Source organism: Paraburkholderia phenazinium, from assembly GCF_900142845.1.
Lineage (GTDB): Bacteria > Pseudomonadota > Gammaproteobacteria > Burkholderiales > Burkholderiaceae > Paraburkholderia > Paraburkholderia phenazinium_A.
This window is the reverse complement of sequence record NZ_FSRU01000002.1, coordinates 3,119,224-3,137,254: the sequence shown is the minus strand read 5'-3', so window position 1 is coordinate 3,137,254 and position 18,031 is coordinate 3,119,224. Positions and strand designations below refer to the sequence as shown.

13 protein-coding genes and 1 pseudogene are annotated in these 18,031 nt (G+C 57.9%); 10 read left to right on the top strand and 4 right to left on the bottom strand.

Annotated elements, in window-relative coordinates:
* Nucleotides 1-61: 61 nt before the first annotated feature.
* Together BUS12_RS37930 and BUS12_RS31105 are read right to left on the bottom strand one after the other, a co-directional pair.
* Nucleotides 62-1,431 (bottom strand): IS3 family transposase gene (locus BUS12_RS37930; protein ID WP_143788506.1). Its coding sequence is split into 2 segments (ribosomal slippage): nt 62-963 and nt 963-1,431, totalling 1,371 coding nucleotides; the frame shifts between segments, so codons are not numbered across the junction.
* Between the two features lie 34 nt (nt 1,432-1,465).
* Nucleotides 1,466-1,975 carry an IS110 family transposase gene (locus tag BUS12_RS31105; RefSeq protein ID WP_074301169.1) on the bottom strand — a complete coding sequence of 170 codons (510 nt, stop codon included), beginning with the start codon at nt 1,973-1,975 and terminating at the stop codon, nt 1,466-1,468.
* An 11-nt stretch (nt 1,976-1,986) separates the two neighbouring features.
* On the opposite strand from BUS12_RS31105, the gene BUS12_RS39510 reads away from it, so the two are divergent.
* Together BUS12_RS39510 and BUS12_RS31095 are read left to right on the top strand one after the other, a co-directional pair.
* Nucleotides 1,987-2,466 carry a transposase domain-containing protein gene (locus BUS12_RS39510; RefSeq protein WP_171991736.1) on the top strand — a complete coding sequence of 160 codons (480 nt, stop codon included), beginning with the start codon at nt 1,987-1,989 and terminating at the stop codon, nt 2,464-2,466.
* A gap of 33 nt (nt 2,467-2,499) precedes the next feature.
* Nucleotides 2,500-2,883: pseudogene (locus BUS12_RS31095) on the top strand (Fic family protein); the annotation flags it as partial.
* 149 nt (nt 2,884-3,032) lie between these two features.
* On the opposite strand, the gene BUS12_RS38475 reads toward BUS12_RS31095, so the two are convergent.
* Entirely contained in the window at nt 3,033-3,407 is a 375-nt protein-coding gene (locus tag BUS12_RS38475; protein WP_143788505.1) for a hypothetical protein, read from the bottom strand.
* 291 nt (nt 3,408-3,698) lie between these two features.
* The gene (locus tag BUS12_RS31085) at nt 3,699-4,754 is read right to left on the bottom strand and encodes a hypothetical protein (RefSeq protein WP_143788504.1); all 1,056 of its coding nucleotides are present in this window, start codon (nt 4,752-4,754) and stop codon (nt 3,699-3,701) included.
* A 247-nt stretch (nt 4,755-5,001) separates the two neighbouring features.
* On the opposite strand from BUS12_RS31085, the gene BUS12_RS31080 reads away from it, so the two are divergent.
* From BUS12_RS31080 to BUS12_RS31045, 8 genes are all read left to right on the top strand, one after another.
* Complete coding sequence (locus BUS12_RS31080) at nt 5,002-7,761, top strand: type VI secretion system Vgr family protein (protein ID WP_074301166.1); 2,760 nt, start codon at nt 5,002-5,004, stop codon at nt 7,759-7,761.
* 25 nt (nt 7,762-7,786) lie between these two features.
* A complete protein-coding gene (locus BUS12_RS31075) occupies nt 7,787-9,100 on the top strand; it encodes a VRR-NUC domain-containing protein (protein WP_074301165.1) in 1,314 nt (437 codons plus the stop codon).
* A 38-nt stretch (nt 9,101-9,138) separates the two neighbouring features.
* Nucleotides 9,139-10,473: a type VI immunity family protein gene (locus tag BUS12_RS31070; RefSeq protein ID WP_074301164.1), complete on the top strand. Its 1,335-nt coding sequence runs from the start codon at nt 9,139-9,141 to the stop codon at nt 10,471-10,473.
* A gap of 115 nt (nt 10,474-10,588) precedes the next feature.
* Nucleotides 10,589-11,116 (top strand): Lcl C-terminal domain-containing protein, encoded by a 528-nt coding sequence (locus BUS12_RS31065; protein ID WP_074301163.1) that lies wholly within the window; start codon nt 10,589-10,591, stop codon nt 11,114-11,116.
* Between the two features lie 366 nt (nt 11,117-11,482).
* Nucleotides 11,483-14,332: a type VI secretion system Vgr family protein gene (locus BUS12_RS31060; protein WP_074301162.1), complete on the top strand. Its 2,850-nt coding sequence runs from the start codon at nt 11,483-11,485 to the stop codon at nt 14,330-14,332.
* Nucleotides 14,333-14,335: 3 nt separating this feature from the next.
* Nucleotides 14,336-16,384: a phospholipase D-like domain-containing protein gene (locus BUS12_RS31055; protein WP_074301161.1), complete on the top strand. Its 2,049-nt coding sequence runs from the start codon at nt 14,336-14,338 to the stop codon at nt 16,382-16,384.
* 3 nt (nt 16,385-16,387) lie between these two features.
* Complete coding sequence (locus tag BUS12_RS31050; protein WP_253190236.1) at nt 16,388-17,695, top strand: SEL1-like repeat protein; 1,308 nt, start codon at nt 16,388-16,390, stop codon at nt 17,693-17,695.
* Between the two features lie 31 nt (nt 17,696-17,726).
* Entirely contained in the window at nt 17,727-18,014 is a 288-nt protein-coding gene (locus tag BUS12_RS31045) for a PAAR domain-containing protein (RefSeq protein ID WP_074301159.1), read from the top strand.
* Nucleotides 18,015-18,031 lie beyond the last annotated feature (17 nt).

The following is an 18,031-nucleotide window of genomic DNA, read 5'->3' as shown; positions in this document are numbered from 1 at the left end:
TCTTGGGAGCATCGTATCCACTAAAATTGGACTGACCCCCAGAAGTTGGGCGGTTAGATGGCTACGCCTGACCGAATTGAGTTCGATATTTTACGGGACTCATGCCCTGCAGTTTTAGCTTGATACGGTCATTGTTGTAGTACCGGATATAGTCCTTTATGCCGACCTCCAGTTCGTCAAGACTATCAAATTTGTTGAGGTAAAAGAACTCCGCTTTGAGGGTGCCGAAGAAGCTCTCCATGGCGGCATTGTCATAGCAGTTGCCCTTGCGCGACATGCTTTGTGTGATCGAACGGTTCTCAAGAAGGCGCCGGTACACCGCCATCTGATATTGCCAGCCTTGGTCGGAATGTAAGATTGGCTTGTCACTCTGCTTGAGCCGCCCGAATGCTTTTTCCAGCATAGTGCCTACCATGTCAAACAAAGGACGTCGTGCCATTTGGTATGCAACGATCTCACCGTTGTAAAGGTCAAGGACTGGAGAGAGATAGAGCTTCTCCCCACGAACGTTGAATTCGGTCACGTCTGTTACCCACTTCTGGTTCGGCGATTCTGCATCGAACTGACGTTCGAGAACATTTGGCGCAATCTTTCCTACCTCGCCCTTGTAGGCGCGATACTTCTTGACTCGCACGCAGGACTTCAGTCGCAAATCAACCATTAGACGCTGGATCGTCTTGTGGTTGACGGCGAGGCCCTCTTGCCGAATCGTAGCGGTGATGCGACGGTAGCCATATCGCCCTTTATGCCTGTCGAAGATCGTCTTGATCCGGGCCTTGAGGTCAGCATACTTGTCGGCCACCTGCAGCGCCTTCTGTTGATAATAGAAAGTGCTGCGCGCCAAGCCTGCTAGCTTGAGCAGACCGGCAAGAGGGTATTGGTGCCTTAGCTCGATCACGATTTGTGTTTTTTGCGCTGCGCTTGCTGCGCGGTCGTTTGAACCAAGGCATTGAGCTTTTTTAGATAGGCATTCTCCATGCGGAGATTGTCCAGTTCCTTTATCAATTCGTCGCGAGTGCGCCTGGCGTCGCCCTTTGATGATCCCCGGGATTCTGTGGTCTGATGCTTTGTCATCTTCTTGCGGCGTAAGGAAGCGTGCGGAGACAAGGCCTCCAGTCCGCCCTGATCGTAGTTGCGCTCCCATGTAGCGATAATATTGAAGTTGCGAATGTCAAACAGCGCGGCGGTCTGCCGATAGGAAAGGCGCTCGTCACGCATGCGTCGCAACACCGACAGCTTGAATTTTAAGCTATAGGTAGCCCGCACCTTTTCCCTGACGCCTGCAGCACCATGCGAACGATAACCAGCCACCCATTTGCGTAGTGACGCAACATTCACGTCGTGGCGGCGAGCAACGACTTTGAGCCCCGCCGTTCCCGAACAATAATCCTCGACGACCGCGAGCTTCGTCTCTTCCGAATACTTGCCCACAAGACTCCCTGCAAAAGTGTCTAACTTTGCGGGGTCAGTTCAACTTGAGGCGCGTCCGTCCATTTGCACTGTAGATGCGCCCAGTCTCTCTGGGCAGAAGATTTGCATGGAGAATCGACTGGATGCGATTCTTCAGTCGCGTCATTTGTGAGACGAGTTGCGTGCGTTCCGCGATGACGCGCCTCTGCAGTTCTACTTCCTCCGTTGGCATCCACACCTCGGGCAGGAACCCGGCAGCGTGCAGGCGTGCGAGGGTGGCGGCATCGATCTTGTCTGTCTTAACCTTCGCCCACGCAATGGCACGGACCTGGAGTGGATTCGCGATTACAACCCGATGTACGTAGGGCAGCAGCAGACGGACGATAGCCGCGGTGTTGCCGGTGGCTTCAACGACGACGTCATCATCCCGGCGCAATACCTTCGTGGCAAAACCAAGCACCGCTTCGCGGTCCATGTTGAAGCGGCCATGATCCTGTGGCTTGCCGTCCTCAAGAATGGCTACCTGTGCGAATGTGCGATGGATATCAAGTCCAATTACTCTCATAAGCGACCTCCGTGTTTGCAAAACGCCGGAAGCTCGCGGGCAACACGACAACTACGGATTCGCGCTCGCAGCGCATCCGGGCAAGTCGAAGGGGTGGCCAGTTAACAACCCGAGCTCGCAGCTCATTGTCTAATGCCGGCCTGCCCGAAAGACATGCTCCCGACGCCCCTATCCCGGAACCTGCACGATACGCCGCATCTCGGCGCCGTGCGCGCCGGGCGGCGCGCACGAATAGCATGCCAGGTAACAATTGGGTCGAAAACCAGATCCGCCCATGGGCCATCGGAAGGGCCAACTGGTTGTTCGCCGGCTCGCTACGAGCAGGCCAACGTGCTGCCGCCATCATGAGCCTGATACGCTCGGCCCAACTCAACGGCCACGACCCGCACGCCTATCTGAAAGACATCCTCACGCGGCTGCCGACCCACAAGGCCAGCGACATCTCGGCATTGCTGCCGCATCGCTGGCGTCCGCCTGTGATAGTCAACTAGCGCAATCCGTCAAGGCGGGTTTGCTGCGCGCTTACGATTCAACGAGAGCGCAAGGACTACTACGACATCCTCGAAAAGACGCAGAAAGGGACACTCGACGTGACGTCCTGGCTCGCCTGGTTCCTCGCCGCGCTCCACCGCGCGGTTGACAGCGCCCAACACACCCTCGACGCCGTGCTCGCCAAGACGCGTTTCTGGCAGCGTTGGGCGACCACGCCGTTGAATGAGCGCCAGGCCAAACTGCTTAATCGTCTCCTTGATGGATTCGAAGGCAAACTGACCAGCAGCAAATGGGCATCAATTGCGAAGTGTTCACCGGACACCGCCTTGCGGGACATCGGCGAACTGGTCGCACTCGGAATACTGCGCAAGTCCTCTGCGGGCGGACGAAGTACGTCCTATGAATTAGAGAACTGACACGGACGCGTTAATCGATCGAGACTCGCTCGGACCTACTAACCGACCTTCGAAACTGGCCAGGCGCTTCGACCAGAACTCGCGCCTTGGAAACATGTGGAACGAAAAACACAAATTACACCCGCGTTCGCATCGTCAACAAAAGCCGATCAACCGGAGACGCGATTCTTCTGCGAATAGTCGGGCTTATATCGCTTACGTAGCTCATTAGTAGCCCGTCTTACCGAAATACCTTGTGCCCTGGCCAGGTCATGTACTTCCTGATGATGCTGTCTGCACAGGCTGATGACACAACGGAGTTCATTGCTTGTCCAGATCCACTTATAACTCGTGTGATGCAACTCCACCTCGGTGCAGTCACAAAACTCGCACTTCTGGTAGTTCGGGCGCTCGCTCGCAACTTTTTTGAAATGTGCCCAATGCTCGGAATCCAGAAACTCCTGGTAGGTGCGCCCATCTAGCCGTTCGGTACGCCGCCCCCATGTATCTGCGTAAATCTCGTCCAGGTCTTCGTGCTTTTTCATCAAAAATACCCGTGAACGGTTGACGTGCAATTTGAGCCGCGACTTTGCCGGCCGCCTCTTGCGTTACTTGCGGAGGATCTTAACAACGAACCCGAAGGAATTTTACTGACGCCGCTAGCCAGAGGAGCGGCAGTGCGCCTTACCGTTCCGTTATCGGTGGTCTTGTCGCCGTTAAGGATTAGATAGCGTTTCACAAAAGGCAGAGTGCTTTGGGCCGTATCCCGGCTAACTTACCCATGGCGTGCCCCGAGGAGCGAAATCGCATCACCTCCACGCAAATAGCCGACGACATCACGACTTGATCGCCAGTTGATCGGCTTTGATCCATCGAAGCAGATGTTTGCCAGAAGCATTGACATAGTCCACATAAGCCCAGCCGGCGGGCGACTGCTTCAACACCGTCACCGCATCGTTCTGGACCAGATAGGCCCGGCTCGCGTGGGCATCATCAGGTGCCGTATAAAGCGTCGCTCTTTGCGCCAATATGGTCGCCGCACGATGCTCGCTTTCCACTGCTGCCGGCGCCGGTGTACCCACACCGCCACCGTTCGCATTCGAAAACGCGGCGTCGATCAGCCGCGCATCTTTGTGCGCACCTGCCGCATGCAAGGCGGCCGCAATCTTCCCATAGGTAGCGCGATTGACGGACGACGGCGGATCGCAACGCAGGAGATTGTCGGCACCGGCATCGTCGCCGATTACCGGCCCTGGCGGCTGACCGGCGCTGATAAAGCGCAGGAGCCGGCTTGCCGATGGACGGTCGCGCTTTAGCATCACGTTCGTCTGATCGTCTGTTCCCCAAAGCGCATCCTGGCCAGCCTGCCAGCTCTCTCCGCATATCTCACCAGTCTGATCGGAGGTGATACACCCCGTGCGAATCTCGATGGCGGAACAGTATTCCCGGCTGGATTCGATCTCCGCCTGCCCTGGCCCCGTCGATACCATCCCCGATTCGACTCGCCCGATGACCACGTATTCACCGGACGGCGAGATATTGCTGTCGCTCGGCTGCTCCATTTCTGTACCGGCCGCGTCCGTCTCGCCAGCTCTTGGCAGCAGGCTGAACGTTGCGCCGTTCGGGAAATGGAATACAGCTTGTCGCCATGCGCGCTGGGTCAGCGGTGCTTGAGGGTTCAAGGCCTTCCCATAGAAAATTGCCGCCCCACCCGGCAAAGCGAACTGGAACGTGGACGACGACGCGGCGGCAAGTGCTGGCTTGGCAGCGCCGCCGGTCAGCAGCAAGACCGTGGCGATCACTGCACCGATACGGACAGCACGGACGCGAGGCAAGCCGATTCGAAACGGCGGAACGTTTGCCCGTATAAATTTTGAAGTCGTGTTTTTCAAGATCGCATTCCAAGGGCCTGCACCCAGTGATCATATCGCGTCGGCGCAATCGACTCGCCGTTGGCGTAACCAGAATCTATGCGAAATGCTTAACATATAATTTACAGACCTGTTTATTGAACCGCTTTCAATAAATGATTTCCAGCGGCAATCCAGATTTAACATTCTCGGGGATTTTCACTGTTACGGACCGATGACTGGCGGTTAGAATTACAGAATACGGACCGGAAATAAAGTCAGGGGCGGCATGGATACCCAGAACATAATCGGAGCAATCAGGGGAGGTCTTTCACAACAGGACCGCCTGCTTAAACTGGATACGCCGGCGGGCAATAATGTCCTGCTGCCACAGCGGGCCATCGGACGCTCGCGCATCGGGCGCGACTTCACGTGGACGATCGATGTCGTGTCCACGTCCGGCGACGTCCAGCTGAAAACGCTGATCGCCCAGCCGGTCACGCTCTGGGTCCAGCAGGCGGACCGCTCCTATCACCCGCACCATGCTTATACGCACACGGCGCGCCGGCTTGGCACCGATGGTGGTTTGACTTCATACCAGCTCTCTTGCGCCTCATGGATGCACTTCCTGCACTTCCGACGCGACCAGAAGTACTGGCAGGACAAGCCGGCCGACCAGATCATCGCGGATGTTTTCAACCAGCACCCGCAGGCGCAGGGGATGTTCCGCTTCGTCCTCTCCCAGCCATTACCCTCACGCTCGTACTGCCGTCAGGATGAGACCGACTGGAACTTCGTGCACCGGTTGTTAGAGTCGGAGGGCCTGTACGGCTTCTGGCAGCAGGCCGATGATGGCAAGTCGCACACACTGATGATCACCGACCGTCTCCAGACCCTACCAGCGCTGTCGCCGGAACAGGTGAAGTTCTATCGCGCGGGAACAGGCAGTGAAACGGATGCGCTGGTTCAATGGGCGGGCACGCGCACGCTGCAATCGGCGCTACTGACGACGCGCACCTTCGATTATAAAAACCCGTCGACGCCATCCAATCCGAAGGCGACGAATATTCCGACGATGGCGAATCAGGGTGAGCTGCCGTCCCAGATGGAGGTGTACGAATACACGGGCGGCTATACCTATCCGGAACAGACTCGCGGTGACCATCTTTCGAAGATCCGCATGGAAGAGTGGGAATCGCAGGCCAAACGCTTTGAAGGTGAAGGCGGGCTTCGCGCGATCGACGCGGGGATGCGCTTCACGATTACCGATCATCCGGAACACGATCAGGATGCGGCGGCTGAGCGCGAGTTCGCGACCATCGAGGTCGTGTGGACGATCCTGAACAACCTGCCGCTTTCCGGGCATGAGACTAACTATCCGCACAGCCTGTCCCGCGAACTGAAACAGGCTCAGGCTGCCGACTCAGGCGGTACGTTTAAGGTGGCAAATGCCGACGGCTCGACGGGTTTCTATCGGGTCGAGATCGAGGCGCAGCGCACGACGGTGCCGTACCGCAGCCCGTTCGAACACCACAAGCCGGACGCGAAACTGGAAACGGCGATTGTGGTCGGTCCGAAGGGAGCCGAGGCATATACCGACGAGCTGAACCGGATCAAGGTCATGTTTGTGTGGGACCGGATCAACCAGGGCGATGAGCGGGCGTCATGCTGGGTGCGCGTAGCGCAGTCGGATACGGGTGATGGTTACGGCTCGGTGCACATGCCGCGCGCGGGGGAGGAGCTGCTGATCGGTTATGTCGGAAACGATATCGACCGGCCGATTGCGCTTTATCGCGTCTACAACGGCGCAGCGCAGCCGCAATGGCATTCGAACGGCCTGCTCTCGGGCTTCCGGTCGAAGGAGTTCTCGGGCGACGGTTTCAATCACCTCGCACTGGATGATTCAACCGGCCAGAACCGTATGCAGCTTTACAGCAGCAGTGCGAATTCCCAGCTCCACCTCGGATATCTGATCAACCAGAGCGGCAACAGCCGTGGCAACTTTCTCGGCAGCGGCTTCGACCTGAGTTCGGACGCGTATGGGGCACTTCGCGCTGGCCAAGGGCTGTACGTGTCAACCCATCCATTATCGAGTCAACCACTCGATGCGCGCCAGGCCAGCAGCCAGCTCGTCGGTTCCGAGGGCATGCTCGATGCGTCGTCGCAGGCAAGCGAAGCCTCGCAGGCCGAAAGTCTGAAGGATGGGTACGACTCGTTGAAGAGCTTCACCGATGCAACACAGTACAGCGCGTCCGGCGCCACGGGTAGCGGCGGTGTGACCGCCGGCGGCGGTACCGGCAACGCCAATGCGTTCTCGCAGCCGGTAATGCTGTTTGCCGCACCCGCGGGCATAGCGCTGTCGACACAGAAGTCGGCTCACATTGGCACGGACCAGCACATCAACCTGGTCAGTGGCCAGAGCACGCATATCGCGACCGGTAAATCGCTGATCGCGAGCGCTGGCCAGAAACTCAGTCTGTTCGTGCAGAACGCCGGGATGAAACTCTTTGCGGCGAAGGGCAAGGTCGAAGTGCAGGCGCGTGCGGACAACGTCGAACTGAGTGCGCAGAAGTCGCTGCTGCTGGCTTCGGTGACGGAGAAAGTCGTGATGGCGGCCAAGGATGAAGTCTTGCTGACGTCGGGGGGCGGCTATATCCGCATCAAGGATGGCAACATCGAGATCCACGCACCGGGCAAGCTTGACTTCAAGGGAAGTCAACACAGCTTCGCTGGCCCTGTCAGTGAACCGTATCCGCTGACGCCATTCGAACCGCCGTACCAGAGGCAGTACGTCCTGAAAAGTGAAAAGGACGGTGCACCGATGATCCAGCACGCGTACCAGCTGAAACTGGCTTCTGGACGCACCTTGTCCGGCCACACAAACGATCTGGGTGAAACGGTGCCGGTGTATACGCCGAACGCGCAGGGCGTGAATCTGAAAGCGTTTGAGCAGGATAAACAGGACGTAAAGCCGTGGAAATATGCTGGCGGTGGGCAACCCGACATATGGGCCGATTATCTGAAAGATGTCGGTGACGGACACGCGTAAGCGCTGACGACATCAGGAGAAGAAGATGGGCGGAACACTTCAACCCGCAGGATCGTGCGAGACAATCAAGGAGCGTCAGGCAAAGTACGCGTACTTGCCACCGGGAACCAAGGGGTATTTGCAGGAGAAAGTGGAAACAGCGCTAAAGACAGCGAGATACATCCCGGTCAAGTTACGTGACGGTTCGATAATCCACCGATTGATCTGTCAGGCTGGGATGAGCGTCCCGATGATTGCCGAGGAGAAGCTTTGGAACTGGCTGTTCCAGTACAAGGCCGAAGTGAGTTTCGATATGACACCGGCTGATGCAACTTCCGGTGCCCTCGCCCCCACTCCTTTCCTGAGTGACGCTAAGCCTCAAGGATCGGAGCGTCGCCGCAGTCTGAACCCATTTCCGAAAGGTGCGACACCTGGAAAGCTGCGACGTCCCGATGTGATTATCGTGAAAAACCCGGAGGTGCTCTGGCCCGGTCGCGGCAATATCGACCGTGAAGGCGGTGCGCATGTCGACAATCTGTTGAGACTGGTTGAGGTCAAGTTTCCGGGTGACGATTGGGGGGTGGGACAAGAACGCGCCTATCAGATGATCTCGGGTGACTTCAAAACACGCATGACGGTAATCGATGTGAGCGATTGCAATGGCGAACTAGCAAAAAAAATTAAACCTGCACCCATCCCCGCACCGAAAACTGAAGATGAAAAGCAGCGACAGACCGCTCCTATTCGTACCGTACCCGCTATCCCGCATTACGTCTGGTATGAGGACTGGTGGCAAAAAGCACACGAGTATGGGGAAGAAGCTGAAAAGGCCGTTGCGCCGATATGGGATGCGGTTCAGCGTGGCTATGCCTATGTGTCCGCCGAAACTAGCGCTTATCTTCACCAGCATGCGGCGTGGATGTTCACTGCGGGTCAATGGGTGCGCGACAAGGCGAGTGATACGTGGACATACGTCAGTGAGGAAGGAGAGAAGATTTACGCCTATACCTCCGCGCAGCTAAAAGCCGGGTGGGACTCGATTGTACGAATGACCGATATGACGTGGGAAGTGCTCAAGCACATCGACTGGGCGCAGGTCGGTATGACGCTACTGAAAGGGGTGGCAATTGCGGTGGCCGTGGTCGTGGGCGTCGTCATCGTGATCCTGTTGCTTCCCGAACTGATTGCGATTCTCGCCGCCCTGTGTGCGATTATCGCAGCCGGCGTAGAGGCTGCTGCCGCACTCGCCGTGGCGCTCGGCGTGGTGATTGAAGCTGGCGCAGACGCCGTTGCCGCGCTAGCCGCTGCGCTCGGAGAGACGGGAGCAACCGGAGGCGTTCTTACTGCGGCTGGCGGTTGACTGGCTCCATACCCGATAGATAAACAGGTAACCCAACTATGGCTTTGAGTGATTCGAAACCTGTCCTGACACCGCGTCAGGCGCTTGCGCGCTATCAGGAAGATTTGAGCGTGCGGCTTGCCAATAACACGATGGGCGTGTTGCCGGGTGTGATCGGCACGGTATTCTTTGAGCGAGGCTCGCAGCCGGAAGTGCGACAGGCGATTCTCGATTGCTTCGACCGGTTTGATGAAATGTTCGGCGAGCATCTGAAAGGGGGCAAGGATGCTGATCTGGGGAAATTCACGAAACGGAACGCAAAGGGTGTGGAGAAGATTCGAAATGCGATTGCCGATACACCATCGCACCTTGAAGTCAGCGTTGTTCGTTCCAGTGTGACCGATCAAGATACAGCGGGGGAGTACAACATCCAGACACTAACCGGATCGGCACTTGCGCAGGACTATGTCCACCCCAACGGACTACTGCGCGTGACTAAAGGAAAGGAATCCGGGCTGTCGCACCTGAAATTCAATGTCCCGATGGATCTAGTTACCACCAACGAGGGCATAAGGCAGTATGAGGAATTCTTGCGTTATGTGTGCAACAAGCTAGTGGTACGAGGTGGCTACGGAGGACTTGCCCCAGTCCTGGCGTTCAACTACCACCGCTATATGCCGCAGGAATGGGCGCTTGCAGAACGCTTCAGCGGATTGGAGATTGATAGCACTGCGCATCTACAAAGCGCAGATTACGGCACCAGTACGTATGACGGCGAGTCTACGGAAGAAATGACCGCGCATTATGACTATCTGCATCCTGGATCAAAGATTCATCGGTGGGGTTTCATCAAGGGTGTGAACTGGTACACGATACTTGGCGAACTGTTCATCGAACGATTGGGCGGAGAGGCGGCGATACGCGAAAAACTGGACCGCCCCGACATTCACATCGAACGCGCCAACGCGTGTTTGATGATCCGTGCGGGAGATTTCCCGCGTCTCGGTGCGCCCGAAGAAGGATTGCCTGAGCCGTATGTGTTCGTGAATAACGTGTTGCGCGCGCTGCGCTCTCCGAATCCGGACGCCTTGCACACATATATCCCCGATCTTCCGAGTGCGGATACCAGGAATGCGCGCGCGTGGGTGGCCCGCTTTGACTTGCCTGACGCGCCGCCGATACCGGAACCGCCCGAGATTGTCCCGCAGCCCGCGAAACATGAGCAGGCCCGACATAACGTGCCAGGTGGTAGTCCCTGCCCCGAGGCGGGCTGGTGGCAAACTCCTGCGAAAGAGGGAAGCCGTCGCTACTTCAAGGCGGGTGAAATCATGCCCGTGATTCAGGAGAGTTCGTGGGGCGCTACGAACTGGCAATGGTCCCCCGCTCAAGATTAGGGGGCTTGTTCAATGTGGCAGGTTAGCCGCGCCTAACGCTTACCGCCCAACCATGCCGATCGCTAATCCCTCCGCTGGACCAGCAGCTATAAATCGACGAGTCGTGTGGCTCCGCATGTTGCTGCTCGCAAGCGCTTTGACGCTGACGTTCCGCAGCTTTGCCCAATTAACGAACAATCTGGTCGATGGACGCTATCTGATTCAGAGTAGCGGCGCGACAGTCAAGGATGCTCGAACGGGGTTGACGTGGATGCGTTGTAGCGTTGGCCAAAAATGGGACGGTGCGGACTGCCAGGGTGCACCGGAGAGGCTCACGCTGTCTGACGCAATGAAGCGCGTGGCGGATTTCAATAGCGGAAAGGGCTACGCTGGAGACACGAACTGGCGCGTGCCGAGTCGTGATGAGCTGGGAGGGTTGCTCATCTGCTTTCACGAGGCGGAGATCGTACAGGAAGGCTGTCACACTCAGCCCGTCGGCACGGGAGTGGCGTACACCGCGTTTCCGGGCATCCCGGACCGAGCTTACTGGACCTCATCTCGGGCATCCGATGGCAGTCCGGTAAGCATTCTGTTTGATACAGCCCCGCTGTACGGCTTCTCGGACCCGGACGAAGGCCTGTATTTGAGGCTCGTCAGGGAGTGATGGCGACAAAAAGGCGTTCGACGTATTCGTTTTTGCGCTCCCGGATGCACAGGGCGAATTGCCATCACCGCCAGCCGTGCCGTGAGCGTACCCAGCAGAAAATCCATACCGCGGCGTTAAGAGGTATTCACGCAAACGCTACGGGGCTGGGCTTTGTCTTCTGGTTCTGGAAGTCAGGCGCCTCGCAACCGGAATCGATGTAAAACGCATATCCATTATTTGCAGGCCTGTTTATTGAGCCGATTTGAATAAATGATTTCCTGTGGCAATCCAGATTTAACATTCCATTTGGATTTTCACTATTACGAAACGATGACTGGCGGGTAGAATTACGCGACACGGACTGAAAATAAAGTCAGAGGCGGCATGGATACCCAGAACATAATCGGGGTGACAGGCGGAGGTCTTTCACAGCAGGACCGCCTGCTTAAACTGGACACCCCGGCAGGAAATAATGTCCTGCTCCCGCAGCGGGCCATTGGCCGCTCGCGGATCGGGCGCGATTTCACGTGGACGATCGACGTGGTGTCCACGTCCGGCGATGTCCAGCTGAAGACGCTGATCGCCCAGCCGGTCACGCTCTGGGTCCAGCAAACGGACCACTCCTATCACCCGCACCATGCTTACGTGCACACCGCGCGCCGGCTTGGCGCCGATGGTGGTTTGACTTCATACCAGCTCACGTGCGCCTCATGGATGCACTTCCTGCATTTCCGCCGCGACCAGAAGTACTGGCAGGACAAGCCGGCCGACCAGATCATCTCGGACGTTTTCAACCAGCATCCGCAGGCGCAGGGGATGTTCCGCTTCGCGCTCTCGAAGCCGCTGCCGTCGCGCTCGTACTGCCGTCAGGACGAGACCGACTGGAACTTCGTTCACCGGTTGCTAGAGTCGGAGGGCCTGTACGGTTTCTGGCAGCAGGCCGATGATGGCAAGTCGCACACACTGGTGATCACCGACCGTCTCGAGACCCTGCCGGCGCTCTCGCCGGAACAGGTGAAGTTCTACCGCGCGGGAACTGGCAGCGAAACGGATGCGCTGGTGCAGTGGTCGGGTACGCGCACGTTGCAATCGGCATTACTGACGACGCGCACCTTCGATTATAAAAACCCGTCGACGTCATTTAATCCGAAGGCGACGAGCGTTCCGACCATGGCAAACCAGGGTTCATTGCCGTCCCAGATGGAGGTGTACGAATACACGGGCGGCTACACCTATGCGGAGCAGACACGCGGCGATGATCTTTCACGAATCCGCATGGAGGAATGGGAGTCGGAGGCCAAGCGCTTTCACGGTGAGGGCGGGCTTCGCGCGATCGATGCGGGGTTGCGCTTCACCGTTGAAGGACATCCGGAACATGATAACGACCCGGCAGGCCAGCGTGAGTTCGCGGCCATCGAGGTGGTCTGGACCATCGGGAACAACCTGTCGCTGTCCGGGCATGAAGCCAGTTTTTCGCACAGCCTGTCCCTCGAACTGAAACAGGCTCAAGCCGACGACGCAGGCGGTACGTTCAAGGTGGCCAATGCCGACGGTTCGACGGGTTTCTATCGGGTCGAGATCGAGGCTCAGCGTACGACGGTGCCGTACCGTAGCCCGTTCGAACATCACAAGCCGGACGCGAAACTGGAAACGGCGATCGTGGTCGGACCGCAGGGGGCCGAGGCGTACACCGACGAGCTAAACCGGATCAAGGTCATGTTCGTGTGGGACCGCATCAACCAGGGCGATGAGCGCGCGTCATGCTGGGTGCGCGTGGCGCAGTCGGATACCGGTGATGGTTACGGCTCGGTGCACATGCCGCGCGCAGGCGAAGAGTTGCTGATCGGCTACGTCGGAAATGACATCGACAGGCCAATCGCCCTTCATCGCGTCTATAACGGCGCAGCGACGCCACAATGGCATTCGAACGGCCTGCTCTCGGGCTTCCGGTCGAAGGAGTTCTCGGGCGATGGCTTTAACCAGATGGTCATGGATGACTCAACGGGCCAGAACCGTGTGCATCTTTACTCGAGCAGTGCGAATGCGCAGCTGCACCTGGGATACCTGATCAACCAGAGCGGCAACAGCCGTGGCAACTTTCTCGGCAGCGGCTTCGACCTGAGTTCGGACGCATATGGTGCACTTCGCGCTGGCCAGGGGCTGTACGTGACGACGCATCCGGTCACCAGCCAGCCGCTCGATGCGCGTGAGGCCAGCAACCAGCTCGTCGGTTCGGAGGGCGTGCTGGAGGCATCGTCGCAGGCGAGCGAAGCCTCGCAGGCCGAGAGCTTGAAGGACGGGCACGATGCGCTGAAGAGCTTCACCGATGCGACGCAACACAGTACTTCGGGCACAGCGGGTGGAGGCGGAGTCACGGCCGGCGGCGGCACGGGCAATGCCAATGCGTTCTCGCAACCAGTGATGCTGTTTGCTGCGCCGGCGGGCATCGCACTGTCGACGCAGAAGTCGGCGCACATTGCGACGGACCAGCACATCAACCTGGTCAGCGGCCAGAGCACGCACATTGCGACGGGCAAATCGCTGGTCGCAAGCATCACGAACCGGTTGAGCCTGTTCGTGCAGAACGCGGGGATGAAGCTGTTTGCAGCGAAGGGGAAGGTGGAGGTGCAGGCGCATGCGGATAACGTCGAGCTGACCGCGCAGAAGTCGCTGCTGCTGACCTCGGTGACGGAGAAGGTTCAGGCGGCCGCGCAGCAGGAAATCCTGCTGACGTCTGGAGGCGCGTATATCCGCATCAAGGATGGCAACATCGAGATCCACGCACCCGGGAAGCTCGACTTCAAAGGCGCCGATCACGCGTTCAGCGGGCCGACGCGGATGGATGTCACGAACCCCGCGTTCAAGGACATGCCGACGCGCCGGTTGACGTTGAACACCATGGCGTCACCGTCGGCCACCAGCGTCGTTCCTGCCGGCATGCCGTACAAGCTGTTTGCGGACGGTGCGCTGGTGAAGCAGGGTGTGTTCGACAAGACGGGCCAGTTGCCGATCGATCATCAGGTAACGACGCAGAAGTACACGCTGGAGCTAGCCAACGGCGACAAGCATGAGATTCCGGTGCCTGGCGAGTACAAGGACCCGGCGAACGGGGCGCTCGCGAATCAGGGATTCCAGTTTCATGAAGCTCTGCCCGATGGTGATACGCCTGCTCCCGATCGCGCCGTGCACCGGCAGTACTACAGTGATCTTCTCAATCCTCCTTCGGACGCATAAGTCATGGCCGCATCGACTACGACGAGCACTACACCGATCGCCTTGAACCAGACGTGCACCGGCAGGGTTGCCATGAAGTGGTTTGTGGATAAAACCGAATACAGTCCTACTTACGGAACATACCGGTTCCTCGTGAACGGCCACGATGCATTCGGCGCCGTGTACGAAGCCATCAGCAAGGCGACGAAGACCGTCGACATTATCTGCTGGGGTTTCCAGCCATCGATGTACTTCAAGCGCGGCACAGAGCGTGCGAAGCGGATCGGAGAGTTGCTCAGGGATCTGGATAATGGAGGCAAGGTCAAGGTGCGGCTGTTGTGCTGGCACGATCCTCTTTATGTAGCCGCGTTGAGCGAAAACAACATGCCGGGCTACGACGGCGTGACAGATGTCAAGAGGACTATTCCAGACCGTGTTTCCAACTGGGTGTCCAAGAAAACAACACTGTACTCGGCGGACTATCAGACAAAGGAGGAGCTGGATTTCGATAACGCCTGGTATCGCGGTGCGGAAATGAGAAATGTCACGAAGGTCACGACGGCCGACAAGATTAAGGGCACCACGGTGATAGGTGGATGGGATAGCCTGAGTGGTGCCTACAACAGGCATTTCCATAAGGAGGACGCCTTCAAGAATCTTGAGTTTGCTACCCGGACTTTTAGCTACCCGGAACGCTCTGAAATCGTTGGCCGGGTCGAGCGCTATGAAGAAGCGCAGAAGTGGGACCCTCGATTGATAAGTGGAAATAAAACCGGGTTTGCGAGCGAACCCACGCATCATCAGAAGATGGTGCTAATTGACTACGAAGTCCCCGATCTGGCCGTCGGCTTCGTGATGGGCCATAACATGCTCGACCAGTATTGGGATACGGACCAGCACAGCTACAAGGTCAACAAACCCGAAGACGGACGCAATGGTCCGTCGCCGTGGCAGGACATCTCCGGCCGTGTCACCGGACCCGTCCTGCAGTATCTGAACTCAAACTTTTGTGAGGCGTGGGACGATGCCACAGGCCAGAGTCTGACCAAAGCCAGGGCGCACGTCGACGGGTGTAGCCTAAAGCTGCACGATGACAAGGACAACGTAAAGGTCATGGCGCAGGTGCTGCGCACGCAGTCGCAGAAGGGCAAGGAAGACATTGGAAAGATGTATCTGCAGGCGGTGAACAATGCGACGCAGTACATCTTTTTCCAGAACCAGTATTTCCGCTGGCTGGAGCTTGCGGACAAGATCAAGGACGTCGCGAACAAACACACTGGAGGTGGACGGGATACAGGCCAACACGGCCCAATTTATTTGTTCGTCATCACGAACGCCAGTGAGGCGGCGATAGGCAACGGCAGCGCCAGCACATACATGATGCTTGATTCATTGGGCTCCGGTAATTCGATGCCCGGCGTAGCTAACCTGCAACGGGGAGAAGACCTGGATGCGCAGCAAAAGGCACTGGAAGCCCAGCTTGTAAAGCAGCAGGCAGTAGGGCAGCAATTCCAGCATATGTCCGTGGATCTATCGAGTGGTTCGGCGGGGGGACTCCCGCAAGCTGTCCAGCAGAACCAGTGGGACCAGCAGGACACGCAAGCAGCGCTCGACGCCGTAAAGAAAAAGAAGGAGCTCAATAAGCAGATCAGTCCGGACACTCCTCCGACCGAAGTGCCGGGCCTGAAAATTCAGATCTGCACGCTGGTTGCACCGGATTCGCCAGCGGGTCAATGGACCGATGTGTATGTACACGCGAAGGTCATGACCATCGACGACGCTTTCGTGACCCAAGGCTCTGCAAACATCAACACCCGGAGTATGAAGGTGGACAGTGAACTGAACTTCTGCAGCGACAATGGCGATGTCGCAAGGGCGTTGCGAATCAAGTTGTGGGGACTGCATACCACTGACGCAGGTGGACATTCTCCAGATCAGGCAGACCCGGCAGAGGCGTTCAAGGCGTGGGGTGCAATCACGGACAGAAATAGACACGGTCGGGGGAAGCAGCCGCCTGTCGCTTCGCTGATCGCTTTCGTGCGAACGTCGAAAGATCGCTCTTTCAGCGACTGACCGATGAACAGACATTTCCTGATCATTTCGCTCGTTCTTCTTGTCTGCGCCTGTACAAAAAGGGAAGCTCCAGTGGCCCAGTTACCTGACATGAGCGCTGTGCGCGCCAAACTCGCGTTCACCTGTACGCATGAATCCGATCACCTGCCGCCACTCGACCCGAAGGCAGACAGCCTCTTCCAGTACGCGCGGTATCTGCAGAAAAAGGACGGACCCAAAAATTTTGACGAGATGCTCCGCTACTATCGGATCGCAGCGGCACATGGTCACTACAAGGCCAACCATAACGCTCAGTTATTGATCTCACAGGGCTTGGCGCTTTCTCCTGACGGGTCGAAAGAAGCGGTAGACCTTGCCACGCAACTGGTCGAGCAGGGCGTGCCCGGCGGATACTTCGACATTGGTCACTACCTCGAAATAGGTTACGGCCTGAAGCAGGATGCGGAAACGTCGCTGCGTTATTTCCGCAAGGCCGCTGATCTTGGAAGTCCCGAAGCACAAGCTTACGTCGCCGAGCAATTGATGCCGCCCGACAAGGCACCAGTCATCGCTCGACAAATGTGGGAATGCGCGGCGGCTCAGGGCTATGCCGACGCGGCCTACAATCTCGCGCTGGACTTGACCACCGACAGATTATTTCCAGACGCGGTCAAATTCCTCCAGAAGGCTGTCGAGGCAGGGGATACAAAATCTGCCTACCTCCTTGAAAACGGATTTAAGGGTCCTCCAGAGAGCAATCGATTGTATTACCTCGCACTGCCCAATGACCCGGAGCGTTCGCGGCGTTATAAGCTAATCGGTGTCTTCATAGATCGCAACGACGGTCGCAGCCCCAAGGTCCCTGACATCGACAAGATCGTGCCGTTGCCTCCGGCGAAGCTGCCGCCCTGGGACGGCACGTTCCAGTGGCAGAAGCAGCAGGACGCAGCGGTGCCGCCGCAGAAACCCTCGGAAGAACTCATCGATGAGCTCGCGAAGGCGAAGAACCTCGACCCGGCGACTGGCTTGCCGCTGGGTGGTACGACCAGCAAGACATCGGCGGTGGACCAACCCGCGACCGTCGCGGCGCGTCTGCCGATCGGGACGCTCGCTACGACAGGCGAACCTTGTCCTGAAGACGGCGTCTGGTGTGCAAAGCTGAGCAAAGGTCAGACTGGCGACGCGCAGCGCCGCTTCCTGAAGGGCGACGTGCTGCCGTCGCTCGTCGTGCGTGAACCGCGCAAAGTAGCTTTGCTGGATCAGGTAATGGGCCTGCGCCAGCAGATGGCGAAGGTGCAATGGGAGCTGGTCGGATACATCGACCAAGCCTGATCTAGCGGACAGAACGGAACCACTCACCTCCATGACCCGCTACATCATCCAGACCGGCGACAAGACCACGGCGAATGGCACGGTGCTCGCCCGCTCGACCACGCTCGGGCTAAATGCCCGCAGCATCGCGCACGAAAACGATGACGTGTCGTGTCCCGCGTGCAACTCGACGGGCAAGATTCAGTGCAACGGGCCTCGCGTGCCGATGACGGGTCCGGACGGCCGACGCGTGGCGCTCAGCGATGACCTCTGCATCTGCAACTGTGATCCACCGCCGAAACTTGTGGCCTCCCAGCAGGCAATGTCGGTTGACGCGTGACGTTCCATTCTCGATGT